The organism is Nitrosomonas sp. (assembly GCF_024282095.1).
Taxonomy (GTDB): domain Bacteria; phylum Pseudomonadota; class Gammaproteobacteria; order Burkholderiales; family Nitrosomonadaceae; genus Nitrosomonas.
In genome coordinates this window covers 1-24,995 of the sequence record NZ_JAMWZS010000038.1, presented here as the reverse complement: position 1 = coordinate 24,995, position 24,995 = coordinate 1, and the positions used below count along the sequence as shown (strand labels likewise).

General features: G+C 48.2%; 20 protein-coding genes and 3 tRNA genes. 11 read left to right on the top strand and 12 right to left on the bottom strand.

Features of this window, described 5'->3' with window-relative positions; translation table 11 throughout:
- Window positions 1–99: 99 nt before the first annotated feature.
- From Q0K92_RS10670 to Q0K92_RS10660, 3 genes are all read left to right on the top strand, one after another.
- Window positions 100–456, top strand: a complete 357-nt coding sequence (locus Q0K92_RS10670) for a nucleotidyltransferase domain-containing protein (RefSeq protein ID WP_297325787.1) — start codon at window positions 100–102, stop codon at window positions 454–456.
- Complete coding sequence (locus Q0K92_RS10665; protein WP_297325785.1) at window positions 443–595, top strand: hypothetical protein; 153 nt, start codon at window positions 443–445, stop codon at window positions 593–595. The genes Q0K92_RS10670 and Q0K92_RS10665 overlap by 14 nt, the downstream gene beginning before the upstream one ends.
- An 88-nt stretch (window positions 596–683) precedes the next feature.
- Window positions 684–944 carry a hypothetical protein gene (locus Q0K92_RS10660; RefSeq protein WP_297325784.1) on the top strand — a complete coding sequence of 87 codons (261 nt, stop codon included), beginning with the start codon at window positions 684–686 and terminating at the stop codon, window positions 942–944.
- 32 nt (window positions 945–976) lie between these two features.
- On the opposite strand, the gene Q0K92_RS10655 is transcribed toward Q0K92_RS10660, so the two are convergent.
- The 3 genes from Q0K92_RS10655 to Q0K92_RS10645 all read right to left on the bottom strand — a co-directional run bounded on the left by Q0K92_RS10655 (window position 977) and on the right by Q0K92_RS10645 (window position 3,238).
- Window positions 977–2,878, bottom strand: coding sequence for a potassium transporter Kup (locus Q0K92_RS10655; protein ID WP_297325783.1), 1,902 nt, complete (start codon window positions 2,876–2,878; stop codon window positions 977–979).
- 210 nt (window positions 2,879–3,088) lie between these two features.
- Window positions 3,089–3,164: transfer RNA gene (locus Q0K92_RS10650), tRNA-Met, on the bottom strand.
- A gap of 1 nt (window position 3,165) precedes the next feature.
- Window positions 3,166–3,238 (bottom strand) — tRNA-Met (locus tag Q0K92_RS10645).
- 263 nt (window positions 3,239–3,501) lie between these two features.
- On the opposite strand from Q0K92_RS10645, the gene Q0K92_RS10640 reads away from it, so the two are divergent.
- From Q0K92_RS10640 to Q0K92_RS10630, 3 genes are all read left to right on the top strand, one after another.
- Complete coding sequence (locus Q0K92_RS10640) at window positions 3,502–4,671, top strand: UbiH/UbiF family hydroxylase (protein ID WP_297325782.1); 1,170 nt, start codon at window positions 3,502–3,504, stop codon at window positions 4,669–4,671.
- A gap of 26 nt (window positions 4,672–4,697) precedes the next feature.
- A complete protein-coding gene (locus tag Q0K92_RS10635; RefSeq protein WP_297325781.1) occupies window positions 4,698–5,441 on the top strand; it encodes a DsbC family protein in 744 nt (247 codons plus the stop codon).
- A 465-nt stretch (window positions 5,442–5,906) separates the two neighbouring features.
- A complete protein-coding gene (locus tag Q0K92_RS10630) occupies window positions 5,907–7,247 on the top strand; it encodes a hypothetical protein (RefSeq protein WP_297325780.1) in 1,341 nt (446 codons plus the stop codon).
- 166 nt (window positions 7,248–7,413) lie between these two features.
- Here Q0K92_RS10630 and Q0K92_RS10625 read toward each other — a convergent pair whose 3' ends face one another.
- Window positions 7,414–8,319: a hypothetical protein gene (locus Q0K92_RS10625; RefSeq protein ID WP_297325779.1), complete on the bottom strand. Its 906-nt coding sequence runs from the start codon at window positions 8,317–8,319 to the stop codon at window positions 7,414–7,416.
- Window positions 8,320–8,510: 191 nt separating this feature from the next.
- Between Q0K92_RS10625 and Q0K92_RS10620 the strand changes: the two genes are divergently transcribed.
- Both Q0K92_RS10620 and Q0K92_RS13090 read left to right on the top strand, forming a co-directional pair.
- On the top strand, window positions 8,511–9,188 hold the full coding sequence (locus Q0K92_RS10620; protein WP_297325778.1) for an integrin alpha: 678 nt from the start codon (window positions 8,511–8,513) through the stop codon (window positions 9,186–9,188).
- A 42-nt stretch (window positions 9,189–9,230) separates the two neighbouring features.
- Window positions 9,231–12,350, top strand: a complete 3,120-nt coding sequence (locus tag Q0K92_RS13090; RefSeq protein WP_366084317.1) for an integrin alpha — start codon at window positions 9,231–9,233, stop codon at window positions 12,348–12,350.
- Window positions 12,351–12,522: 172 nt separating this feature from the next.
- Here the strand turns inward: Q0K92_RS13090 and Q0K92_RS10605 are convergent, their stop codons facing one another.
- Window positions 12,523–13,713 carry a murein transglycosylase A gene (locus Q0K92_RS10605; protein ID WP_297325777.1) on the bottom strand — a complete coding sequence of 397 codons (1,191 nt, stop codon included), beginning with the start codon at window positions 13,711–13,713 and terminating at the stop codon, window positions 12,523–12,525.
- Window positions 13,714–13,930: 217 nt separating this feature from the next.
- Window positions 13,931–14,677 (bottom strand): Nif3-like dinuclear metal center hexameric protein, encoded by a 747-nt coding sequence (locus Q0K92_RS10600; RefSeq protein WP_297325776.1) that lies wholly within the window; start codon window positions 14,675–14,677, stop codon window positions 13,931–13,933.
- Window positions 14,678–14,754: 77 nt separating this feature from the next.
- Here Q0K92_RS10600 and Q0K92_RS10595 point away from each other — a divergent pair, with 77 nt between their 5' ends.
- Window positions 14,755–15,894, top strand: a complete 1,140-nt coding sequence (locus tag Q0K92_RS10595) for a Do family serine endopeptidase (protein ID WP_297325775.1) — start codon at window positions 14,755–14,757, stop codon at window positions 15,892–15,894.
- 77 nt (window positions 15,895–15,971) lie between these two features.
- Window positions 15,972–17,621, top strand: a complete 1,650-nt coding sequence (locus Q0K92_RS10590; RefSeq protein ID WP_297325774.1) for a hypothetical protein — start codon at window positions 15,972–15,974, stop codon at window positions 17,619–17,621.
- A 427-nt stretch (window positions 17,622–18,048) separates the two neighbouring features.
- On the opposite strand, the gene secF is transcribed toward Q0K92_RS10590, so the two are convergent.
- From secF to queA, 5 genes are all read right to left on the bottom strand, one after another.
- Window positions 18,049–18,987 (bottom strand): protein translocase subunit SecF, encoded by a 939-nt coding sequence (gene secF / locus Q0K92_RS10585; RefSeq protein WP_297325773.1) that lies wholly within the window; start codon window positions 18,985–18,987, stop codon window positions 18,049–18,051.
- 22 nt (window positions 18,988–19,009) lie between these two features.
- On the bottom strand, window positions 19,010–21,094 hold the full coding sequence (gene secD / locus Q0K92_RS10580; RefSeq protein WP_297325772.1) for a protein translocase subunit SecD: 2,085 nt from the start codon (window positions 21,092–21,094) through the stop codon (window positions 19,010–19,012).
- 90 nt (window positions 21,095–21,184) lie between these two features.
- Window positions 21,185–21,646 (bottom strand): preprotein translocase subunit YajC, encoded by a 462-nt coding sequence (yajC, locus tag Q0K92_RS10575; RefSeq protein WP_297325771.1) that lies wholly within the window; start codon window positions 21,644–21,646, stop codon window positions 21,185–21,187.
- Window positions 21,647–21,699: 53 nt separating this feature from the next.
- Window positions 21,700–22,785 (bottom strand): tRNA guanosine(34) transglycosylase Tgt, encoded by a 1,086-nt coding sequence (gene tgt / locus Q0K92_RS10570; protein ID WP_297325770.1) that lies wholly within the window; start codon window positions 22,783–22,785, stop codon window positions 21,700–21,702.
- Complete coding sequence (queA, locus tag Q0K92_RS10565) at window positions 22,782–23,816, bottom strand: tRNA preQ1(34) S-adenosylmethionine ribosyltransferase-isomerase QueA (RefSeq protein ID WP_297325769.1); 1,035 nt, start codon at window positions 23,814–23,816, stop codon at window positions 22,782–22,784. Before queA ends, tgt begins: the two co-directional genes overlap by 4 nt.
- 108 nt (window positions 23,817–23,924) lie before the next feature.
- On the opposite strand from queA, the gene Q0K92_RS10560 reads away from it, so the two are divergent.
- Window positions 23,925–24,011: transfer RNA gene (locus Q0K92_RS10560), tRNA-Leu, on the top strand.
- Between the two features lie 248 nt (window positions 24,012–24,259).
- Here Q0K92_RS10560 and Q0K92_RS10555 read toward each other — a convergent pair.
- Window positions 24,260–24,995 (bottom strand): multicopper oxidase domain-containing protein (locus Q0K92_RS10555; RefSeq protein ID WP_297325768.1); only part of this gene is annotated, 736 nt, incomplete at its 5' end.

The following is a 24,995-nucleotide window of genomic DNA, read 5'->3' as shown; positions in this document are numbered from 1 at the left end:
ATAATGCAACCCCTTATGAAATACTCAACGCTTATTTTAATCAACCTCTCTGTAAACAACCCTGAGATTTCTTACAACTAACAAGCTCAAGTATACGAGATAAACGAAATGACCCAAGTCTATTCCAGTAACGAAGAAGCCCTGTTGCATCAAATGGTGGAAACTATCGTCCGTGAGGTTTCCCCGGAGGCGATTATCCTCTTTGGTTCGCGTGCGCGGGGTGATGCACGGGCTGACTCCGATGTTGATTTGCTCATCGTTGAAACTGAACCATTCTCGCCGCAGCGCAGCCGCAGGAAGGAAGCGGCGCGCTTGTATATGGCGTTAAGAGGGTTGGCGATCTCCAAGGATATTCTCTTGTACAGCCGGGATGAGTTCGAGCACTGGAAAAACTCTTTGAATCATGTCGTTGGTAGGGCGCACCGTGAAGGAAGAGTGTTGCATGGCCGACCTTGAGCAAGCGCGTGCAATGCTGCGGATGGCACATAAGGATTTCAATGCGCTCGTCGGTATGTTGGGTAGCGCCCGGCCCCAAAGCCGGGCGAGGATTGGAACCATAGAAGGATGGATTCCAATGCCAAAATACCCAAGATGAGGGCCGGGGTGTTGCGACTACTACAGTTCCACCCATAGATCAAAATCAATAAAAAACCCAGCGCACTAGGAATTGGACGGAGAAGTCAATGCGCTGGGTTGGAAGCTACCAGCCATCCGACATGGAAGAAAAGGATGCGCTAGCTGGTATCGACCATTCTGAGGGACATTTATTACAGAGCGATGAATTGGATTTGATATTTTCGTTCTATTTTTTGCCCAATAAGACATTCCTCACATCTGTGATCATTAAGAGCGATAATCCGGTGTATGAAGAAGAGCTGGATGCTTTAGCCGCCCGATCGCTTCCAGTGATTGGCAAGGTAATTGGGTACGGACGCAGAATTTGATATCTAAATTTTTCTTATTTCAAACAATAATATTAAATTTCGATTCGCGTACCCAATTCAAGAACGCGATTGGCGGGTAAATTAAAGTACTCTGCAGCATTACTGGCATTTCTCGCCATAGTTGAAAAAATCCGCTCCTGCCATTGAGTCATGCCATTACCTGGAGTCGGTACAATAATTTCACGACTCAGAAAATAGGATGTTTTAAGCGGCTCGAATTCAAGCCCAGGCTGCTTACACATTGCTAGCGCGAGCGGTAAGTCTGGTTCGTCTTTAAACCCATAATGAACCTTGATCTGGTAGCAGTTTCCGATGAGGGGTTTTACAGACACTCGTTCTTCATCAGGAACCCTGGGAATTTCCCGGTAATCTACGGTCAAGAACACCACACATTCATGCAAAACTTGGTTATGAGAGAGATTATGCAGTAGTGCGTGCGGCACACCCTTTGAATTAGCCGTGACAAAAACAGATGTTCCGGCTACGCGTACTGGTGGGTGTGCTAGGAGTGACTCTAAAAATGGCTCAAGAGCAATATCATCTGAACGCAATTTCTCCAGCATAAGTTTACGCCCACTATTCCACGTAATCATGACAAAAAAGATGATTGCGCCGATTACTAGGGGAAACCAGCCGCCTTGGAATATTTTCAATATCGTAGCGGCAAAAAATGTAGCGTCGATGATCAAGAAAAAAGCAGTTGCTAATATGCCCACAATTAAAGGGTACTTCCAAGCGAAACGAAGCACAAAAAAAGTCAAAATGGTCTCAATCACCATTGTTGCCGTGACAGCTACTCCATACGCCGATGCAAGATTGGATGAAGAGCCGAATCCCACGACAGCCATGATCACTGCCGCTAATAGAACCCAATTAACGAATGGGATATATATTTGACCTATCTTTTGGTCGGAGGTGTGTCTTATCTGCATGCGCGGTAAAAATCCTAGCTGGATGGCTTGTCTTGTTACCGAGAAAACACCGGAAATCACTGCTTGCGATGCAATGACGGTGGCTGCGGTTGCCAATGCTACTGCTGGATAAAGCGCCCACGATGGGAACAACAAAAAGAAAGGATTGGAAATGACCGATGCATCAGTGAGCAGAAGCGCTCCCTGTCCTAAGTAGTTCAATATTAACGCAGGAAGTACACATCCATACCAAGCCAGGCGAATCGGTTTTTTCCCAAAGTGCCCCATGTCGGCATATAGCGCCTCGCCTCCTGTCACCGCCAATACTACTGCGCCAAATGCAATAAAAGCGAGTAAGCCATTGTGCAGACAAAAGGTGAAAGCGAACAGCGGATTTAAAGCTTGCAAAATTTCTGGTGCCGCAGCGATGTTTATTGTGCCGACAAATCCAAGCGTAATGAACCATATGAGTGTTATAGGCCCGAACATCGCGCCAATGCCACCTGTGCCACGTTGCTGGATAAGAAAAAGTGAAATCAATACAGTGAGTGTAATCGGTATTATATATGGCTGGAACAGCGGGGTTGCCACCTCCAATCCTTCCACTGCACTCAACACGGATATGGCGGGCGTAATCACTCCATCTCCGTAGAAAAGCGCTGCTCCAAATGCGCCGATCATAAAAAGAATATGATGCAGCTGAGGGCGATTGACGACTGATGAGCTGGCAAGAGACAGCAATGCCATGATGCCGCCTTCTCCATGATTGTCTGCGCGCAGCATCAATGTTACATACTTGACCGTTACTACCATCATGATTGCCCAAAAGATAAGCGAGATGACTCCAATGATGTTGTTATCAGTAATAGCAAGCCCATGTGCAGGATCAAAAACGGTCTTCATGACATACAGAGGACTTGTGCCGATGTCCCCATAAACTACACCCAGCGCAGCTAAACTTAATACACCGAGAGAACCTTCTTTAGTGGTGGCAGTTTTTGATTTGCTATCTGACGTGGCCATATGCTATGTGCAAAAATGCGCATTATACTCTCGGTAATGTTTCATTTCTGTGCCAAATAAAACATCCCCTTACAGTAGCGCCCGGCCCCAAAACCGGGCGAGGGCTTTTCTTATTGTTTAATGTTGAATTTGTTTTCTTGCATAATGGCTACACAAGTGTGAAAAACAAAAAGCACTTAAGAAAATAAATCCCTAAGTGCTTGTTTTATTTGGTGGCGAATCAGGGATTTGAACCCCGGACCAACGGATTATGATTCCGCTGCTCTAACCACTGAGCTAATTCGCGGTGGCGAATCAGGGATTTGAACCCCGGACCAACGGATTATGATTCCGCTGCTCTAACCACTGAGCTAATTCGCCATGCGCTATACCGCAAGAGGCAGCATTTTGCCTTTGGGGGGATGGCTTGTCAAGATCAAAAATGTGACTTGACAAGGGTTTATGCGTGTTTTCATGGGATTGAGCGATGTTTGTTTGCGCTTTGAATACGTGTTCAGAATTAAAATTCATCAATCCAAAATACAAGTTCACCTGATGCACCAAACAATCAATAAAAAAGCATATTCATTGAGGGTGCAGTTTGTATTACCCGTCCATTACAAAGCGGCTGTATAATCAGCCTCATGAAATTCGATATTATCGTGATCGGCGGCGGACTCGTTGGTGCAAGCTTGGTGGCTGCACTGAAAGACAGCGGCCTGAAAATAGCATTAATAGAGCCGCATGAAGCTGCGCCATTGCCGCAAGATGCAAGTTGGGATAGCCGGGTGTATGCGATAAGTCCCGGGAGCGCGGTTTTCTTGCAAAGCCTGGGAATCTGGCAGCTGTTGGCTGACGAACGTGTGGCGCCGGTTTATGAAATGGCGGTGTTCGGTGATGACAATAGCGCGCATATTAATTTCAGCGCGTATGAGATTGGTCTGTCCGAACTGGCTTTTATCGCTGAAAATCGCCAGTTGCAAGCAGCAGTCTGGGAGGTGCTTAAATCTTCCAACGAAAATATACAAATCCTTTGTCCTGCAAAATGCGTTTCGTTGCTATGGCAGGAATCATGTGTGGAAGTGCAGTTGGAGGATGGTAGCCAGCTTGAAGCGTCACTGGTGGTGGGTGCGGATGGCGTGAATTCCTGGGTGCGCAGGCAAGCGGATATCGAGGAATCGCGGCGGGCGTACCACCAGATTGGCGTGGTCGCCAATTTCAGTACGGAATTATCGCATCGTCACATTGCTTATCAGTGGTTTAGGCGGGATGGGGTGCTGGCGTTGTTGCCGCTACCGGATAAGCGAGTGTCGATGGTGTGGTCTACCACGGAGCAGCACGCCGATGTGCTGCGTAATTTACCGGCGGAAGAACTTTGCCGGTGCGTGGAAGAAGCCTCTTCCTATACCCTGGGCGCACTGCAACTGATTACGCCGCCGGTGGGTTTTCCATTAAATTTCGTGCATGTGAATCAATTGGTGAAGCCACGCTTGGTGTTGATCGGTGATGCAGCGCATGGCATTCATCCGCTTGCCGGTCAGGGGGTCAATTTGGGGTTGCGTGATACGCGCGAACTTGCGGCAATCCTCAATGCGCGCGGCATGCGAACGGATTGCGGCGATTTTATGTTGTTGCGGCGTTATGAGTTGGCACGAAAAGAAGATATTCTGGCATTGGAACTCGTGACGGATGGTTTGCAAAAATTATTCAACAATTCAAATCCGACACTCGCTCGCTTGCGCAATCTGGGGCTTGAAATAACCAATCACTTGCCTCTGATTAAGAACCGATTGATGCAGCACGCGCTGAATTAAATTTCATTTTTTAAACTGGAGTCGTTATGGCGATACGCTTGAAGCTTTTCATTACAATCCTGGCCTTAAGTTTTTTTTCTGCAGCGGTATGGGCAAATGAGGAAACCGTGCGGAAAGCTGTTCAACCGCATTTCGAAGGTCATAAAATCGATAGCGTGAAGAAAACGCCTTATTTTGGTCTGTATGAGGTGATTGTGGGCGAAGAATTATTTTATACCGACGACAAAGCCAGCTATTTCTTCTTTGGCCATATCATTGATACTAAAACCCGCACCAGCATGACCAATGAGCGTATTCAAGAGATCAAGGCGGCACGTCGCGTTCCATTGGATTCGCTGCCATTGCAATCGGCGATCAAGGTCGTGAAAGGTGACGGCACACGTCAAGTGGCGATTTTTACCGACCCTAATTGTCCGTACTGCAAGCAGTTGGAAAAAGAACTGGTGAACATTACCAATGTGACCATTTATACGCTGCTCTACCCGGTGCTCAACGGATCGATGGAGCTATCCAAGAAAATCTGGTGCTCCAGTAATCCAATCAAGGCGTGGGATGATTTTATGCTGAAAGGCGTGGCACCTACCGGCAAGGATTGTGAAACGCCGTTGGAAGTTGTGTTGAAATCAGGCCGTGAAAACAAAGTATCGGGTACGCCCACATTGATTTTCGCCGATGGTTCGGTGGTCGGCGGCATGATTCCCGCTGCTGTGATCGAAGAAAAACTCAATAACGCAGACGATGCGGGCGCAAAGGGAAAAGCTAAGAAATAAATTTGCACTGTGTCAACCCGAGAAAGCCTGCTGAATAAACTCAGCAGGCTTTTTTATTGTTTATCTAAGGTATTAAACCGGTGGTTGTTTAGTTGGCTAACGTGAGCAGATCGTGAGGGAATTTTAGGGAAACTCTGAATAACTGTCATTTCGAGCGCAGCGAGAAATCTATGACATTGATTCACAAAGATTCCTCACTTTGTTCGGAATGACAAACATGAATTATTCAGAGTTTCCTTAGATACTGCATGACGGGAAAGCTATCCTGGAAAATGAGTAAGGCTTTACTCCCGTGTAGGAAAATGCCTAATAAAGTCATCTGTGAGTTTTTCCTGTTACCACAGAAGAATTTTTGTGATTTTTTATATATCTTTTTATTATTAATAGATTTTCTCCTGGGATGTTGAATTTAGGAGCGCGAGCGCTATGATGATCATGTAATCTTTTTTGTAGGAATTTTTGAATGTGGCTATATCAATAATTGATTTGTTTAAATTGGATGGACAAAATGGTTTTACCTTGAATGGAACGGCAAAGTACGACGAAGCGGGGCATTCGGTGAGTAGCGCAGGAGATGTCAACGGTGATGGTTTTGGTGATGTGATTGTTGGTAATTACAACGACGGCGGTAGCGGCAATACCAGTTACGTGGTGTTTGGTAAAGCGTCAGGTTTTAGCGCAGCGATGAACCTACCCAGTCGTAACGGTAATGTAGGTTTTCGTTTGACAGGAAATTATGAGGATATACAGGTAAGTGGTGCCGGAGATATCAACGGCGACGGTTTTGACGATGTAATCATCGGCGCCCATCTGACCAATGTAAACGGCAGCCGGTCTGGCTCTAGTTTTGTGGTATTCGGCAAGGGCTCGGGATTTAGTGCCACGTCAAGCCTGACCGATCTGAATGGCAGCAACGGTTTTCGTATGGATGGTGTTTCTGCGTTTGATAACTTTGGTAGATCCGTTAGCACTGCGGGGGATATCAACGGCGATGGATTTGATGACTTGATTGTAAGTGCCTCCGGAGCCGATCCTAATGGTGACACTTCGGGTTCCAGCTACGTGGTGTTTGGCAAGAATTCGGGATTTAGTGCCACATTGAATCCAGCCGATCTCGACGGCAGCAACGGTTTTCGCCTGGATGGCACGATTCATGGGTCGGGTAATTCGGTTAGTGATGCGGGGGATGTCAACGGCGACGGTTTTGACGATCTGATTATCGGTGCTGATGGTGGCGCTCAGAACGGCATTTCCTCCGGCTCCAGTTATGTGGTGTTTGGCGGTAACGATTTTGACAACGTCGAGGTAATTACAGGCACACCTGGAAACGATAAACTCGTCGGCAAGTCAGCGGCAGAAATTTTTCAAGCCGGCGCCGGTAATGACAACATGCTGGGGCGTGGTGGTGCTGATCAGTTTTTTGGCGACGCGGGCAACGACTATATCAGAGTGTCGGATCTTGATTTTAAATTTGTGGATGGCGGCATTGGCAAGGATACCCTTGCATTGGGAGGTAGCGGTTGGAATTTCAATCTGGCCAACTTAACCAGTAAAATCGATAGCATCGAAACCATCTCCCTGTTTGGCACCGGTGATAATACCCTGACGTTAACTGCAGGGGATGTGATCAATATTTCGGATGGCGGCAATACGCTGAAAGTGAACGGCAATGCGGGCGATCGTATCATTGGACTAAGCAGTGGCTGGGAAGATGGCGGCATCCATGGTAATTTCCATACGTATACCGCTTTCGGTGGTGATGCGATATTGCTTGTCGGAATTAATGTAACAACTGATTTTGCTTAGGGGGCTTGCGGGCAGCTGTCATTTGGAGCGATGGGAGAAATCTATGGATATTGATTACAGAAGATTCCTCACTGCGTTCGGAATGACAGAAGCGGATTAGCCGGAAACCGCTAGTCCGGTTGAAACTACAGGCTTTATAGAATACCGAACGGTATTCCTTACTGAGTTAGCGCCGATAGCTATCCTTGAGATAATCATCGAATTTCAGACGCACATCGCGCGGCTGTTGCACAATCGAATTGATTAATTGGAAAAGCGGATATTTCCGGGTGTCGAATAGCTGATGTTGGTTAATCATCTTTAAGGTGTGCGGGCCTTCGCCGGAAATATCGTCGGTTTCTTCTCTCGCCAGTCTGCGTCCTAATTCATGGTGATGCGAGCTTTCGCTGGTCGCTGTAGTAATGAGATCGCCTAATCCTGCCAAATGATAGGGGCTGCCGGATTGTCCGTTCATTGTACAGACGATTAGATTCAGTTCTTGCAAAGCCGCGACAGCAAGAAAACCGCGTACATTGTCACCCAATTTGAGTTCATCGGCCATGCCAAATGCCATGGCATAAACATTTTTTACAATCACCGACCAGCTGATACCGGTGATATCAAAAGTGTGATCGATGTACAGTCTGGTGTTGCGAAAGCAATTCTGCATGACGTGAAATGCCGCAACATCGTGGCAACCCAATTGACCAAACGCATATCGCCCGGCACGGATTTCCTCGGAAATCATCGGGCCGTACAGTAATGCATAAGGCTGATGCGCCGGCAGGTTTTCCGCAAAGATTTGCGCGGCGGTTTTTCCGGTTTCATCCAATCCCTTGGCAATACTGACGCACAGGCAAGTTTTTTTGAGTAGTGGCGCGATGTGCTGAACAACTTCACGGTGCGGATTGACCGGCAAACAAAACAGCGCAACGTCCGCCGCAGGTGCACTTTCTTCCAAATTGGCTGACGCAAAATTATTTCTTGGAAATTTCTCCCAAATATCCAACGGATGGCGATCTTTGAGCAGATATTCCATCGCTTGCCCCATTTCACCATAGCCCAGGATGAGAACATTAACGGATGTTGTCATAGATCAAATCAGTTTTTTAGAATAAGTAGAGAATGAATAAGAAGGCTTAAATATTCTTTAAGAATATATCTCATAGTAATATCTTTTAAACAAGAGTGTAGCAAAAGCGGGGTAAGTTTTTTTGAATCCTAGATTCTTTGTCATCTTGATTGCGGATGAAAGCTAAAAGTAATGTTAAGGAGAAATTGTTTATGAAGGTTATCAATTTATCCAGTCTGGATGGTAATAACGGTTTTCGCTTGGATGGGGTGGCGGATTCATTGTGGCGCGGACAGAGAGGTGATCATTCAGGTTATTCAGTTAGCAACGCGGGAGATGTGAATGGTGATGGTTATGATGATGTCATAGTTGGCGCGCCTCATGCCAATCCAAGCAAAGATTATGGTTTTCCTCTAGGCTCCAGCTACGTAGTATTTGGGAAAGCCTCAGGGTTTAGTGCTGCGGTAGCACTTTCCAGTCTGGATGGCAACAATGGTTTTCGCTTGGATGGGGGGACAGAGCATATTTTGGAGCTATCAGGTTCATCGGTCAGTGGTGCGGGCGATACCAATGGTGATGGTTATGATGATGTAATTATTGGTGCGCCGGCGGTTGCATTTTGTGATGAATGTAATATATCGGGTATTAGCTATGTAGTATTTGGCAAGGCTTCGGGTTTTCGTGCCGCGCTGGATTTATCCAGTTTGGATGAGAACTCCGGTTTTCATATGGGTGGAGGAACATACAGTAATTTTGGTAGGTCGGTGAGCAGTGCAGGTGACATCAATGGCGACGGGTTGGATGATGTGATTATTGATGCCGATGGTTATTTGACAGATGGAGGTATTGGAAGAGGCGGCAGTTTTGTGATATTTGGCAAGAATCCATGACCTGGCGAAACGGGTACATCCGGAAGCAATGGTTTCCGCATAGTGGGGAATTTCGATGACTTTGCTGGATATTCGGTCAGCAATGCGGGAGATATCAATGGCGATGGCTTTGATGATGTAATTGTCGGTACTTTCGGACCGATTGATTATGTGGTATTTGGCAAAGCGTCAGGGTTTAATGCCAAACTAGACCTGAGGAGCTTAGATAATAACACCGGTTTCAGGATAATTGGAGAAGGTAATAAGTCGGTCAGTAATGCAGGGGATGTTAACGGTGATGGTATTGATGATTTCATTGTTGGCAGTAGCGTGATTTTTGGCAGGACTTCAGGTTTTGGTGCTACCCTGGATGTGGCGAATCTGGACGGCAATACCGGTTTTCGGTTGAATGGATCGAATGGACCTATCAGTAATGCAGGGGATGTCAATGGCGATGGTTTTGATGACTTGATTGCCGGCGGAAATGATGTCAAAGGAGATGGTTCTGGTTCCAGTTATGTTGTATATGGCAAAGCTTTCAGTTTTAGTGCTGTTCTGGACTTGTCTAATCTGGATGAAAATGCGGGTTTTCGTCTGGATGGAGTGGCAGCAGGTGACAAATCTGGTTTTGCGGTTAGTAATGCAGGCGATGTCAATGGTGATGGTTTTAATGACTTGATCATTGGTGCTCCAGAAGCCAGTTCGAATGGCGTGACGCAATCTGGCTCCAGTTATGTTGTGTTTGGCGGCGATTTTACCAACGCAGTAACTTTCCCAGGTACAGCGGAAGCTGACAATCTGATTGATGGCACCCTTGAAGCAGAACGATTCGTGGCCGGCAACGGCCATGACAAGATGTCTGGCGGTGGCGGTGCGGATGTTTTTCATGGTGGAGAAGGCAACGACAGTATTGAAATACCGGATCTGGATTTTCAGTTAGCGGATGGTGGCGCAGGCAGCGATATTTTGGTGCTGACTGGCAGTGATTTAAATTTGAGCTTAGCTAGTTCGCGTACAAAGATCAGCGGAATAGAACGCATTGACCTCACGGGTAGCGGTAGCAATACCTTGACGCTAACCGTACGAGATTTACTCAATCTGTCCGATACCGACAATGCTCTGAAAGTAGAGGGAAATTCTGGCGATACTATTGTTGGGCTTGGTCTTGGCTGGATAGATGGTGGTATTTCGGAAGGCTATCACACTTATACCCAAGGCGAAGCGGTATTGCAGGTCGACACGGCGATAGGTACTGACTTCCCACTTTCGGGCATAATCGATTTATCCAATCTCAACGGCAATAACGGTTTTCGCTTAGACGGGATAATTGCGGGTGATTATTCTGGGTATTCGGTGAGCAGTGCGGGCGATGTCAATGATGATGGTTTTGATGATTTGATTGTTGGTGCTCCAAAGGCGGATTCAAGTGGTAGCGATTCTGGAGCTAGTTATGTCGTGTTTGGCAAGACCTCCGATTTTAGTACCCCGCTTAATTTGTCCAGTCTGGATGGAAACAACGGTTTTCGTCTGGATGGAGCGCAAGCAGGCGATCAGTCAGGTTTTTCGGTTGACAGTGCAGGCGATGTGAACGGTGATGGTTTTGCTGATTTGATAATGGGTACCAACGGTGTTGGTGCCAGCGTGGTATTTGGCAAAGCTGCAGATTTTGATGCGGCGATGGATTTATCCAGCCTCGACGGCAACAACGGTTTTCGCCTGGATGGCGCATATGGCGTGGGTGGTTCAGTCAGTAGTGCGGGAGATGTCAATGGCGATGGTTTTGATGATGTGATTATTGGTTACCGATACAGCTACACTGAAAATGCTTTTGTAGTGTTTGGTAAGGTTAGCGGTTTTAGCGCCAACATGGACCTCTTTGGTCTCGATGGCAACACCGGTTTTCGCTTGTATGGAGGGGGTGCATCGGTCGGCAGCGCGGGCGATGTCAATGGTGATGGTTTTGATGATTTGATTATTGGCGCTTCTAGAGTTGATCCGTATGGCAGTAACTCTGGTTTCAGTTATGTGGTTTTTGGCAAGGCATCCGGTTTTGATGCCACGCTAGACTTGGCTAGTCTCGATGGCAGCAACGGTTTCCGCTTGGATGGGGCTTTTGGTGATTATTCGGGTAGGTCGGTGAGCAATGCCGGGGACATTAACAGAGATGGTTTTGATGACTTAATTATCGGTATCCCCGGCGTTGGTCAGAATGGCGCCAGTTATGTGGTTTTTGGCAAGTCTTCCGGTTTTGATGCGGCGATCAATTTGTCTGGTCTTGATGGCAGCAATGGTTTTCGCCTGGACGGAGCAATAGGTAACGAATTGGGTCGTTTGGCCAGGAACGCTGGAGATATCAACGGTGATGGTTTTGATGATGTAATTGTCGGTGCTCCAGGTGCCGATCCGAATGGTTCTTTATCCGGCTCCAGTTACGTGGTGTTTGGCAAGGCTTCTGGCTTTGATGCCGTAATTGATTTGTCCAACCTCGACAGCAAAAGTGGTTTCCGCTTGGATGGTGGGGCGGCTTATGATATATCCGGTCGCTCAGTTAGCGGAGCCGGGGATGTTAACGGTGATGGTTTTGACGATTTGCTTGTTGGTGCTCCCTATGCTGATCCGAATGGTTCTTTATCCGGCTCCAGTTACGTAATATTTGGCAGAAACAGCTTTGGCGGCGGCAATGTGATTGAGGGTACTCCGGGGGATGACACTCTCAAAGGCACCCCGGCGGCAGAAATCTTTGAAGCCGGTGAAGGTAATGACAGGATGTTCGGCCTTGGCGGAGCGGATATTTTTGAAGCTGGCGCGGGAAATGACAAGATTACCGTGATTGATCTCGATTTCGCATCGGTCGATGGTGGCGCGGGCAACGATGTGTTGCATCTTGCCGGTAACGGCCTGGATCTGAACTTGGCGGATTCCGGTGATCACATCAGCGGCATCGAAACCATCTGCTTGTACGGCAAGGGCGACAATACGCTGACGCTCACTGCAGCCGATTTGCTTAATCTGTCGGATACCACCAATACCCTGAGAGTTAATGGCAATACCGCAGGCCACGTCATTGTGGAAGATGGTGGTTGGGTCGATGGCGGCAGCCGCGGCTTCGGTTATTATCATGCGTATACACATGATGATGCGGTGTTGCTGGTTGGACATAACTTGACGGTGGATTTTGTTTAGGGGGCTTGCGGGCAGCTGTCATTTCGAGCGATGGGAGAAATCTATGGATATTGATTACAGAAGATTCCTCACTACGCTCGGAATGACAGACGGGGATCTTTCAGAGGGGTTCCTAACTAAAGAATATTTAAAGAGCTAGCTGAATTTTGCAGCAAGCTCTTTTATGGTTGCGTCAATCAGGCACTGCGTAGTCACGCGGCATCAGTACCCACATTTTTCCGGATTGTTTCATTTTGCCTGCCTGGTTACCGGCTTCCTGACCAAATCCCCAAAAGAAATCGGCGCGTATTCCACCTTTGATGGCGCTGCCGACATCCTGCGCCACCATCAGGCGGTTGAGTGGTTTGTAGGTGTTGGGCCAGGTGGTTGCCAGGAATACCGGCGCGCCTTGCGGGATTGACAGTGGATCGATGGCGATACTTCTGCCGGCCGTCAGCGGTACACCCATGGCACCGATTGGTCCCGATAAGTCGGCGGGCAGTTCACGGAAAAATACGTAGCGTGCGTTTTGTTGCAGCAACTCGGGCAGCTTAGTGGGGTTTTTTTGCCCCCATTGCTTGATTCCCTGCATGGATGCTTGTTCCAGGGCCAATTCGCCGCGTTGCACCAATACTTTGCCAATCGAGTTGTACGGGTGGCCGTTTTGATCGGCGAAACCGATTTTCATCACTTCACCATTATCGAAAACGATTCGTCCCGATCCCTGAACATGCAGGAAAAATAATTCCACTTCGTCTTCTACCCACAAGAATTCATAACCATTCAGTATGCTCGGGTTATTCATGATTTCGGCGCGGGTGTAATAGGGGACAATCTTGCGTCCATCCAGGCGGCCGCGTAAGCGCAGATCTTTCAGTTCTGGATAGGCTGCGCCTAAATCGATGGTCAGAAGTTCATTGGGCGCGGCATAAATCGGGTGACGATAACGTTTTGAAGGTTTACGGCTGCCTTTGAGTAAAGGTTCGTAATAACCCGTAACCAATCCTTCTTCAGAGTTATCGATATTGATGACCTGGTAAGGGATGAAGTAAGTTTCAAAAAAATTCCTCAGTGTTGCGTTAGTGGGTTTTTGTAACGATGCAGCGGCTCCGCAGGTTTCTTGCCAGAGGGATTGTTTGCTCAAGACCGTGCAGCTTTTCAGAAAAGCCTGCCACGCGGGTAGCAGATCATCATTCGCCCAATCGGTCAGCGCAGACCATGGCGCACGTTTATGGATTGATTTCTTGGCCGGCTTTTCGGGCGGTGGCGGCGTGACGGACTCGGCTGGCTGGCTGGGTGCCGGGGTAGGGCTGATTGTTCCGGTAGAACAAGCGGTCAGCAGCAAGAGCGCAATGATTAAAATAAAACTTAATTGGTTTTTCATCAAATATTGGTTACAGTGGCGGCCTGATTTTTAATTTTATGGCAATCTTAAATTATGTGGTTACTTGCAGTTGAAGCGGCAGTGGTATTGGTTTTATTGTTTTTTATTATCTGGTGGACCATGTTTTCGGGTAAGAAAAAGAAGGACGATGAGAACAAAGACTAAAATAGTATCTACCTGTCATTATATCGTGTCGCGTCAATGCTGAGCCATGACATCACACCGGGTTGTCGATATCGATAAACTGGTGCCGGATGCCGAATTTTTGCGCAATGTGATCCCCCAGTGCTTGCACGCCGTAGCGTTCGGTGGCGTGATGTCCCGCAGCGATAAATGCAACACCGGATTCACGCGCAGCATGTACTGATTGTTCCGAGATTTCGCCGGTAATGAATGCGTCAACCCCTTGCCGGATCGCTGCTTCAAAATAGCTTTGCGCAGCACCGGTACACCATGCAATGCGGTGAATGCTTTTGTTCCGATCGCCGATCATCATGGGTTTGCGCAACAAAGTCCGTGATATTTTTTCACCCAAGGCATTCAAAGTGGTCGCTTGGGTGAGCTCTCCCTGAACGGCAATATCCTGGTCGCCAAAACGCCCTGTTTCAATCAGTCCCAATTTTTTTCCCAGCAATGCATTGTTGCCGAATTGCGGATGCACATCGAGCGGCAGGTGATAGGCAAATAAATTGACGGCATGGGTCATTAGCAACGCGATACGACGACTTTTCATGCCGGTGATACGCATGTCTTCACCGCGCCAGAAATAACCATGATGAACCAGAATGGCATCCGCCTTGGCCGTTATTGCCGCTTGCAGCAGATCAAGTGAAGCGGTGACACCACTGACGAGGGTGTGAATGGTATGATGCCCTTCCACTTGCAAGCCATTTGGGCAATAATCATGAAAGCGGGATATTTCCAATAATTGATTTAGATGGTTCTCAAGTTCATCTCGATGCATAGATCTTTCCTTTGGTTCTAGACCATTCAATAAGCGATATTGCCACAACCATTTTAATTGGGGAGAAAAACGTTTACATGTACAGATTCTGGTTGATTTTTGCACAAACTGCGACAGTATTGCTGGCTATTTTTTTTGTAGTTTCCACATTGCGGCCTGAATTATTGCCTTGGAAGCCGCGCGGGGAAATCGTGACGGTTAAGGAAGTTGCGCCGGTGGTCGACACCGAAAGGCCCGACAGTTATGCCAAAGCGGCCGAGATTGCCATGCCGTCGGTGGTTAATATATTTACCAGCAAAGAAATCAGCGAACCTGCGCATCCGCTGTTGAATGATCCGACATTTCGCCAATTCTTTGGCGAGCAGTTTGAAACGCGCCCGCGGCGTACATCCAGCCTGGGTTCCGGTGTCATTGTCAGTCCGAATGGTTATATATTGACCAATCATCATGTGATCGAAGCGGCAGATGAAGTGGAAGTGGCATTGGTCGATGGTAGAAAAGCCAAAGCCAGCATGATCGGCTCGGATCCTGAGTCTGACTTGGCGGTGTTAAAAGTTAAGTTAAATGACTTGCCGGCGATTACGTTTGGTCAATCACAACAAGTTAAAGTCGGCGACGTTGTGCTGGCGGTCGGTAATCCGTTTGGCGTCGGGCAAAGTGTTACCATGGGAATCGTTAGCGCATTGAGTAGAAGCCGGGTGGGAATCAATACCTTTGAAAATTTCATTCAAACCGATGCAGCGGTTAATCCGGGTAATTCCGGTGGTGCATTGACGGATACATCAGGCAACTTGATCGGCATCAATACGGCGATTTATTCTCGTACCGGTGGCTCACTGGGCATTGGTTTTGCCATTCCCACGCATGTGGCCAAACAGATTATGGAACAAATCATTCAGTCCGGCAGCGTGATCCGTGGTTGGCTGGGTGTCAGCATGCAGGATATGACGCAGGATCTGGCCGAATCGTTTGGTCTAGACAATTTGACTGGGGCTTTAATCGCCGGCGTACTGAAAGATGGCCCGGCCGATCAAGCAGGCATCAAACCGGGTGATATCTTGATTGCTGTCGAAGGTAAGCCGGTTACAAGCTCATCGGAGTTGCTGAATTTGGTGGCGGCATTGCCGCCTGGCAACACAGTGACTGTGACGGTGATTCGCAGTAAGCAGGAAAAGTCCATTCCAATTAAAGTGGGTGTGCGCCCCAGACAGAAGTGAAAAGATTCGGACTTGGATTAAATGATTAATATTTGTGGTAATGACGAGCGTTTTGTTGGAGACATAGCGAATTAATGATGAAGAATCTATTACCATCCAACGGATTTCTATCCGTGATCGCCCAGTGGTTTAGCGCTAATATTCTTGCATTAGGGCGGGAAATGCGACTGTCTTATCTGCCACCGCTCATGGTTTATGTCGCCGCAGGTATTTCTGGTCTGACGGGCATTGTGGGCACGTTCTACGTCAAAGAAAAATTGGGTCTTTCCGCCGAATTCTTAGCCATGCTGGGGTTCTGGATGATGTTGCCGTGGGCGCTGAAAATGCCGCTGGGTCATCTGGTTGATCTGGTGTGGCGCTGGAAAGGTCTGCTGGTGTATTTAGGCGCCAGTTTGATCATGTTGAGCTTGCTCATTATGATCGGATTGCTTGGACATACCGAAACGATGGCTGCAACGGCATCGATTGAAACCTGGTATGTACTATCAGCCCTGCTCGCGCCGATCGGTTATGTGTTGCAAGATGTGGTGGCGGACGCGATGACCGTTGAAGCGGTACCGCGTGTCGACGAGAACGGCCAGAAGCTGGATGCGGAAAAACGCAAGCTCATGCATGTCACCATGCAAACCTTGGGGCGTGTCGCCATCATCGGCGGTGGGGTGCTGGTATCCGTGGCCAATGTTTTTTTACTGCGCGATGCGGGGACATTGCCGGAAGCTGAAAAAGAAGCCGTGTATTTATTGGTCTATGAGCTGGCGTTGATTATTCCGCTCGTGTCGATTTTCGGTGTGGTCTTTGCCTCCTGGTTACAGCGGCGCGAACGCAAGCGCTTTTTGGCGCTAGGGCACAGCCAGCAGGCAGTCGATGCGTTACTCGGCATGCATGCAGAATCACCTGCGATTAACTGGTGGATTCTGGGTGGCGGATTGGTTTTTACGGTTATGTCATTGGGTGTCGGCGTAAGCCGTATATCGGGTGGAGAAGAGATTGTTTTCTTGATCTCCATGGCTATTGTCGTATTTCTGATGTGGCGATTGACCGATGAACTTGAGCCTGATGCGCGCAATGTATTGGTCGGAACGGCCGTGATGATATTCGTTTTTCGTGCGATTCCCGGGCCTGGTGCAGGTTCTACTTGGTGGATGATCGACACATTGGGCTTTGATCAACAATTTCTTGCGGTACTATCCTTAGTGGGTGCAGTATTGGCGCTGTTCGGTATGTTCATTTTCCGCCGCTTCATGGCGGAGCGCTCAATTGCTTATATCATCGGTTTTCTGACCATCGTGGGTACCTTCTTGTCGTTTCCCATCATTGGCATGTACTTCGGCCTGCATGAATGGACCGCCGCAATGACGGGCGGTATGGTCGATGCGCGTTTTATCGTGTTGATCGACACCGCGTTGGAATCACCACTGGGCCAGATTGCCATGATTCCGATGCTGGCCTGGATCGCGAATTCCGCCCCGGAAAAACTCAAAGCCACCTTTTTTGCGGTCATGGCGTCTTTCACCAACTTGGCTTTGTCGGCTTCGCAATTGGGAACCAAGTATCTGAATCAGGTGTATGAAGTGAAGCGTGAAGTAAAGGATGCCGTCGGTGAGGTGACAATACCGGCGGATTATAGTGAGCTGGGACACTTATTGATTACCGTCACCATCATCGGTTTTGTATTACCGCTCATCACGATCCTGATCGTTAAACATTCGCGCTTTCGTAATGCTTGATTCGATTACTCACCCGATGGCCCTTCAATTTTATAGGCAGCTCATATCATTCGCATTTATAAAAAATCAGGAATTACTTTAATCCTCAGCAATAAACATTATTCCTATATTTTTCACTTGACATTGCAAATAATCCACAATCCAGGAAGGCTATAAAAATCATCTCAACCAATCGTCCAAAGAACTATAAGCAATACATAACCACCTGATAAGTGACACATAATTAAAGTGTCAAATTTTTAAGCAACCTAAATAAACCCTTAGAAATACATAGATTAGTTGCATATACCAGACGGTTATTCACAAACTTATCCACAGAATTTGTGGATAACAAAAAAATTTCATGTGAAATAAAGCGATAGACCGAAACCCATACAGTTGGTAAACAACACCGGCAATTAATGATTACTTGAGCTGTTAGCAGCCTCTACACGACAGCGCCGTCATTCTCGAGCGGTTTCTTTTCTATCTTAACGAGATCTTCTCGCTTAACACCGAGTAGCATGATAATCGAGCTGCCGACCATAATGGATGAGTAGATACCAAACAAAATCCCGATCGTTAGTGCCAACGCAAAATAGTGCAGCACTTCACCGCCAAACAGCAGCATCGCAATCACAACCATTTGAGTGCTGCCGTGCGTGATGATGGTGCGTGACATAGTTTGCGTAATGGCGTTATCGATGACTTGTATCAGCGTCGCTCTGCGTTGCTTACGGAAATTCTCCCGGATACGATCAAAAATAACCACGGATTCATTGACGGAATAACCCAAGATGGCCAATACAGCGGCTAATACGGTCAGTGAAAACTCCCACTGAAAAAATGCAAAACAACCGACGATGATAACCACGTCGTGCAAATTCGCGATAATGCCCGCTACGCCGAATTTCCATTCGAACCGCACAGCCAAGTAGGCGACGATGCCCAATGAAACAAACAGTAAGGCCAATGCGCCATTTTCGAGCAATTCTTCACCCACCTGCGGGCCGACAAATTCCACACGTTTCATTTCCACCGAGGAATCAGCCTGCTTAAGCGCACTCAGAACGGTTTCAGACAGCTGTGCACTGGAAGTCTCCGGTTTAATGGGTAAGCGTATCAGCACATCCCGCGAAGTACCGAAGTTCTGCACACTGGCATCCGACATTTCCAAATCCGACAACACACTTCTTATTTTTCCGAGATCGGCTGTCTGACTGTAACTTACTTCCAGCACAGTCCCGCCGGTAAAATCCACGCCGAGGTTTAGCCCTTTTGTGGCAATAAAGAAAACAGAAAGAATAAATGTAACGATCGAAATAACAGCCCCTTGCCGTCTCCAGCTCATAAAGGGAATGTCACGATTAAATCTAAAAAATTCCATGAGTTACTTCCTTATTAACCGATTATTGCTGTTTGGGTTGTTTGGTGGCCGCTGGCTTGCGCTTGCTTTTTGCTTTACCAGCAACCTTCTCATCGGGTTGGGCCGGAACGTTGCTATCAGCTTGATGACTTGTGTCAATTTCGGCTTTAACTGAGTCAACAGGCTTTGGTTCACTGTTTCCTGCTTTTATCGGATCTTTGATTTTTTTCGTGGTATCGGCCTTCACTTCATCAATATCATCATCGTCGGATATCATTTTATCGATAACCGGACTTTGCTGGGGTATCCATATTTTTCCGATAGGGACGCGATCCAGTCTGCGACGGCTGCCATATATCAGGTTTACCATGCCTCTCGATACAAAAGTCGCTGTGAATACTGAAGTGAGAATACCCAGACAAAGGACTACCGCAAATCCCTTGATCGGGCCTGAACCGAAGGCAAACAAGGCAATACCGGCAATCAAGGTGGTAATATTGGAATCCACAATGGTGCCGAATGCCCGCTCAAATCCGGCGTGAATGGCGAGCTGCGGGGAAGCGCCGGCGCGCAATTCATCCCGGATACGTTCATTAATCAGGACATTCGCATCAATTGCCATACCGACAGTCAATGCTAACGCAGCCATTCCAGGTAAAGTGAGTGTGGCCTGCATAATGGATAACAAACCAACGAGCAGCAATATATTGAGTGCCAGAGCGATGACTGAGATCACACCAAAGGCTGTGTAATAAATTGCGACGAAAACGGCAACAGCCAAGAATCCATAGAGTGTCGAATTAAAACCACGCGCAATATTCTCAGCACCGAGGCTTGGACCGACTGTACGCTCTTCAATGATATCCATGGGTGCCGCCAGTGCACCGGCACGCAGTAACAATGCCACATCGCGCGCTTCTATGTTGGTCATGCGGCCGCTGATCTGCACACGCCCGCCGCCTATTTCTTCACGAATAACCGGTGCAGTAACGACTTCAGCTTTATTTTTTTCAATCAAAAGAATCGCCATTCGTTTGCCGACATTATCGCGCGTCAATTGCTTGAAAATACGTGAACCGCTGCCATCCAGATTGATATGCACTGCCGGCTGATTGTCTTTATCGAAACCTGGTTGAGCATCGGTAATGCGTTCACCGGTCAGTAATACTTGTTTCTTAACTAACAGTGGGCTGCCACCACGCTCCGTGTAAAGCTCGGTACCAAATGGCACTTTGCCGCGCATCGCTGCATCGAGATCACGCTCGTCGTCGACCATGCGTATTTCCAGCGTGGCGGTTCGTCCCAATATATCTTTGGCCTTGGCGGTATCCTGTACGCCGGGCAATTGCACGATGACACGATCCGCTCCGGCTTTTTGAATGATGGGTTCAGCCACACCTAATTCGTTCACACGATTACGCAATGTCGTGATGTTCTGCATCACGGCTGAATCCTGCATGCGTACTTGGGCTTCGGGCTTGATCACAGTCACAAGGTGAAACCGGTTATCGACCTGTTCTTCACTGAAGCCGAGATCAGGGTAATTTGATTTCAATTCAGCTTGTGCTTTGGCGCGCGATTCACTATCGCGAAACTTCAGGATCAGTTTTTTGCCTTGTTTCTCAAGTCCTGCATAAGAGACTTTTTGTTCACGTAACGTATTGCGAATATCAGCGCTGTAGCGATCCAGTGACTTTTCAAGCGCACCATCCATATCCACTTCCAGCATGAAGTGCACGCCGCCACGTAAATCAAGCCCCAGGTACATCGGCAACGCGCCAAGATTGGCCAACCATGCGGGAGAATTGGGCAACAGATTCAGTGCAACGACATAGTCATTACCCAATGTTGATTCGAGCAGGTCTTTTGCTTTGATTTGTACATCAGTATCAGCAAAACGTGCTTTGATACTGTTGCCTTCCAGCAGGATGCCATCCGTCACGATGCTGGCCTGTTTCAATGCATCTTCGACGCGCTGCAGCAAGGCGCTGTCAGCGTTTATGGAGCTGCGTAGTGGAGAGATCTGTACCGCGGGTGATTCGCCATAAAAATTGGGTAAGGTATACAGTAAGCCAAGAACAAGCGAAACCACAATAATCAGGTATTGCCAAAGTGCGTAGCGATTCATGAGATCAGTTAGGTATTAAATAATAAGGGGTAAAGAAAGCATGCAAAGATAGATGCTAGTGATAGCAATTTTTCTCTGTGTCATGAACGATTATTTCTTTTCGATAGCTTTCTCGGCTTCAGTATCTTTGTTTTCTGAAACTGCGTTGACACCTTCGGCTGGATTGCTTTCTGCAGTGGCTGTTTTGGCTATTTTGGTTTTGGGTGTTTTTCCACCTTTGGGTTCAATACTCCTCAACGTTCCTTTGGGCAATAAGGTTTGCACCGAGGATCTCTGTAAAGTGACTTCTACACTCGGCGCAATTTCAACAATCACATAACCCTCACTGACATTAACGACCAAGCCCAATATGCCACCGTTAGTGATCACCTCATCGCCGCGTTGCAGTGCTTCCACCATTTGTTTATGTTCTTTGGCGCGTTTTGATTGTGGGCGGATCAACAGAAAATAAAAAATGACGAGTATTCCGACCATCGGTAATAAGCTTATTAAACTGCTGGCATCAGATTGCGCCGGCGCAGCAGCTTGAGCAAATGCATCACTAATCAGCATAAATTTCTCCGGAAACTTTGATTAAAAAAAGCACATATTAGCATGATGACCGCTTATGCCTGAAATTCTTGTGCATATTCTTCAAATTGCTGGTTTTCTATGGCGGTGCGAATTTCCGCCATCAATTGTTGGTAATAGAACAGATTGTGAACAGTGTTCAACTGCGCACCGAGCATTTCGTTGATGCGCTGTAAATGATGCAAATAGGCACGGCTGAAATGCCGGCAGGTATAGCAGCCGCACTGCTCATCGGGTGGCGATGTATCCAGGCGATACTGACTATTACGCAATTTGATAATGCCATGACGTGTATACAGCCATCCATTGCGGGCATTGCGTGTCGGCAGCACGCAATCAAACATGTCAATCCCCTGCGCCACTGCATTGACGATATCTGCCGGTGTGCCCACACCCATCAAGTAACGCGGCTTATCAGCAGGCAACAGCGGCGCAGTATGTTTGAGGATACGCTGCATGTCAGCCTTGGGTTCCCCGACGGAGAGTCCGCCAATAGCATAGCCGTCAAAACCGATCTGGGCCAAACCGGCAAACGATTGGTCGCGCAGATGCTCATACATACCGCCTTGCACGATACCGAACAACGCATTGGCATTATCGCCATGTGCCAGTTTGGAGCGTTCCGCCCAGCGCAGACTGAGTTCCATGGAAATGCGGGTAACGGTCTCATCCGCCGGATAAGGCGTGCATTCATCAAATATCATCACGATATCGGAATTGAGCGTACGTTGAATGCGCATCGATTCTTCCGGCGACAAAAAACAGTTATCGCCATTCACCGGTGACTTGAATTGCACGCCTTGTTCGGTGATTTTGCGCAACGCCCCCAGGCTATATACCTGAAATCCGCCCGAGTCGGTTAATATCGGCCCGCGCCAGCCCATGAAATCGTGCAATCCGCCATGTGTCTGAATGACCTCCAGCCCGGGCCGCAACCACAGGTGAAAGGTATTGCTCAAAATGATTTGTGCGTTCGTTGCTTGCAGTGCGGCTGGGGACATGCTTTTAACCGCGCCGTAAGTACCCACCGGCATGAAAACCGGCGTTTCGACCGTGCCGTGCGCCAAAGTCAACGTGCCGCGACGAGCGGCATGATCGGTGGAATGTAATTGAAACTTCATGACTTCCTCTCAATAAGCATGGCATCCCCATAACTAAAAAAACGATAGCGTTGTGCCACGGCGTGGTGATAAGCGCGCTGAATATTTTCCATACCGGCAAACGCTGAAACCAGCATCAGCAGTGTCGAACAAGGCAAATGAAAGTTGGTTAATAAGCGCTCGACAACCTGGAAACGATGGCCCGGCGTGATAAAAATCCGCGTATCCCCAAAACCTGCAACCAACCGCCCTTGATGCAGCGCTGCACAGGCTTCCAGCGCGCGCAATGAGGTCGTGCCTACGGCGAGAATGCGCCCGCCCGCTGTTTTAGCCTGACGGATTGCATCAACGGTGGCTTGCGGTATGTGGTAGGTTTCATTATGCATGGTGTGATCGGCGATATTCTCAACCCGTACCGGCTGAAATGTGCCCGCACCGACATGTAACGTGACGTAAGCAATGATAACGCCCATGGTACGTAATCGCTCCATCATGCCGACATCGAAGTGCAATCCGGCGGTCGGTGCCGCAACAGCCCCTGAATTCTTGGCGTAAACCGTTTGATAGCGCGCTTCGTCAGCGGCAGTAGCCGGTCGGGCAATATAAGGAGGCAGCGGTAACTGACCATAACACGCCAGTAATTCCGCGACGGTTTTTTCATGCTCGAAATGTAGCGTGTAAAATTCCTGCTCGCGCCCGATCACAGTCACCGGAATCGCATCAGCCAACAGCAATTTCGTCCCCGGTTTGGGTGCATGACTCGCGCGAATAGCCGCCAACACATGGTGGTCATCCAACACTCGCTCCACCATGACTTCCACCTTGCCACCGCTGTCTTTTTTGCCAAACAAGCGAGCCTTGATCACGTGCGTGTCGTTAAACACCATGACATCTCCGGCACGCAAATAATCTGGCAGATCGGAAAACAACGTATCCTGCCAGCAATCATCGATACCATCCAGATAAAGCAAACGACTACCGGTGCGCTGCTCGGCGGGGAATTGTGCGATCAGTTCGGCGGGCAGGTAAAAATCAAAATCCTGAGTTTTCATGCCGCCTATTATACCGTCGCAATATGTTTCCGCCCATGCAGCTTGCTGTACTGGCGGTTTTCAGTGATAATTGCGCCTTCTGTGGATCGAATATCAGCAGATAATCTAGCCGGGATGGCGGAATTGGTAGACGCACGGGACTCAAAATCCCGCGAAGGCGACTTCATGGGGGTTCGATTCCCCCTCCCGGCACCAACGTTGTTTGTCACCTCTGCAATTGATACAGCGTACGATGTCAATCTACTCGTTGCTTAAATCGTCGGATTCCATTTTTTGCAGTACACCTCGGTAACACCCCTCAACCCAATGTAGACTATCGATGACATCAGTCATGTATTTGATCAGATACTTTCGTGTAACAATCAATAGCTGAATCAATAAACGAGAAAGCCGCAACACCAAGCCGCGGCTTTCTTTGACTCATCCGAGATTGTTTTTCCGCGCTATGGTGCTACGGTTCTAATCGGAAGCATCATTTCGTTGTCCTCATGCGAAAGGATATGGCAGTGCCAAGCGAAAAGTCCAATGATGTCAAATTTGGCTCTGACGCGAGTAATCGCCGGATTTACGCCGTCACCCGGATAGGCGATGATCGTGTCCTTGAAGCCGGTTTCCCAAGGTTCTGGACCTGTACTCGTTCCCATTTGATCGATCCGCTCTATCACTTCGAACTGCACTTGATGTAAGTGGATAGGATGGGCATCTTCAGTGAAATTGTAGAGCACCCATTCTTCGACCTGACCTACCGCGGGAGTAGTGCTGATCGGATCCATCCAGAGGCTAGGTACGGGGGCACCATTCACCATGGTTCCCAATTCAGCTTTCTCCGGGCCGAACATGCCTGCACCAACGGTATCCTTGGGTACTGCGACGAGCTCACCGCGGCTGTTCAATATCGGTGTACCCGTGGTGTCGACAGGAATGTAAACCGTGCCGGATTCCATCTCATTGAGTGACAGATGGCGAACAACCGGGTTACCGGAAATGCGTGTGATCGCAGGCAGTTGTAAGCTGCTTGGCGCGATGCTGCTGTCGGCACCCTTAATCGGTGCAACACGAAACTGCATTACCTGACCAGTGGTGTCGGGGTCAGCCGGATCGAAATCCACCCCGGGGGTTCCGCCACCAAAAGGTGAATCCGGGCCGATGTTTTGTAGCGTAATCTTGGTACCTGCTGCA

Coding starts and splice junctions, on each gene's coding strand:
- Q0K92_RS10665 (WP_297325785.1), top strand. CDS start 443: ATGGCCGACCTTGAGCAAGCGCGTGCAATGCTGCGGATGGCACATAAG.
- Q0K92_RS10660 (WP_297325784.1), top strand. CDS start 684: ATGCGCTGGGTTGGAAGCTACCAGCCATCCGACATGGAAGAAAAGGAT.
- Q0K92_RS10655 (WP_297325783.1), bottom strand. CDS start 2,878: ATGGCCACGTCAGATAGCAAATCAAAAACTGCCACCACTAAAGAAGGT.
- Q0K92_RS10640 (WP_297325782.1), top strand. CDS start 3,502: ATGAAATTCGATATTATCGTGATCGGCGGCGGACTCGTTGGTGCAAGC.
- Q0K92_RS10635 (WP_297325781.1), top strand. CDS start 4,698: ATGGCGATACGCTTGAAGCTTTTCATTACAATCCTGGCCTTAAGTTTT.
- Q0K92_RS10625 (WP_297325779.1), bottom strand. CDS start 8,319: ATGACAACATCCGTTAATGTTCTCATCCTGGGCTATGGTGAAATGGGG.
- Q0K92_RS10620 (WP_297325778.1), top strand. CDS start 8,511: ATGAAGGTTATCAATTTATCCAGTCTGGATGGTAATAACGGTTTTCGC.
- Q0K92_RS10605 (WP_297325777.1), bottom strand. CDS start 13,713: ATGAAAAACCAATTAAGTTTTATTTTAATCATTGCGCTCTTGCTGCTG.
- Q0K92_RS10600 (WP_297325776.1), bottom strand. CDS start 14,677: ATGCATCGAGATGAACTTGAGAACCATCTAAATCAATTATTGGAAATA.
- Q0K92_RS10595 (WP_297325775.1), top strand. CDS start 14,755: ATGTACAGATTCTGGTTGATTTTTGCACAAACTGCGACAGTATTGCTG.
- Q0K92_RS10590 (WP_297325774.1), top strand. CDS start 15,972: ATGAAGAATCTATTACCATCCAACGGATTTCTATCCGTGATCGCCCAG.
- secF (WP_297325773.1), bottom strand. CDS start 18,987: ATGGAATTTTTTAGATTTAATCGTGACATTCCCTTTATGAGCTGGAGA.
- secD (WP_297325772.1), bottom strand. CDS start 21,094: ATGAATCGCTACGCACTTTGGCAATACCTGATTATTGTGGTTTCGCTT.
- yajC (WP_297325771.1), bottom strand. CDS start 21,646: ATGCTGATTAGTGATGCATTTGCTCAAGCTGCTGCGCCGGCGCAATCT.
- tgt (WP_297325770.1), bottom strand. CDS start 22,785: ATGAAGTTTCAATTACATTCCACCGATCATGCCGCTCGTCGCGGCACG.
- queA (WP_297325769.1), bottom strand. CDS start 23,816: ATGAAAACTCAGGATTTTGATTTTTACCTGCCCGCCGAACTGATCGCA.